We start from the raw sequence: 613 nt of genomic DNA on the forward strand, positions 1-613 counted from the left end.
GAATTACGTAAAGGCCTTACCATGATGCAAAAAATTCTACGGGTCATTGCCGTTAGCGCGGTCTTTTGGGTTCGTTCGGTATCGGCTGACCCTGGGTGCCAGAATGCGGAAGTAATCGGCGGAAAACTGATTACTGACATCTGCTGGAGCTGTATTTTTCCCATCAAAGTAGCAGGGGTTCCTATAAGTGGTGGAGGCGGATCATTCCCGAGTGAAGCCGTAAGCAACCCTCTGTGTATGTGCGAGGATAATCTAGGGGTCCCTCGGCCTGGAGTCACCACTTCTATGTGGGAGCCAGCACGGCTTGTTGAATTTCAGAGAGTGCCTGGCTGCTCATCTGTCTTGAATGGTGTCAGGTTCCCGTTTGATAGGACTAACCAAGGGCATCATGGCATGGGAGACATGGATGGTGGTGATGGTTCTTTTATGCACTATCACTACTATGCGTTTCCTCTGTTGGTGATGCTCGATTTATTTATTAAGCAGACCTGTAATGCTGATGGGTATATGGATCTCGACATCATGTACATGTCGGAGCTCGACCCGACCTGGAACAATGATGAGCTCGCTTTTTTTACCAATCCAGAGGCGGCGGCAGTAGCAAACCCAATTG

Annotated in this window: 1 protein-coding gene; it reads left to right on the plus strand. The window is 49.3% G+C overall.

Annotated features, from left to right (window positions below):
- Positions 1–21: 21 nt before the first annotated feature.
- A partial coding sequence (locus tag R8N47_RS26490; protein WP_412034492.1) for a TraU family protein occupies positions 22–613 on the plus strand: 592 nt, incomplete at its 3' end.

The organism is Vibrio sp. 2132-1 (assembly GCF_033344315.1).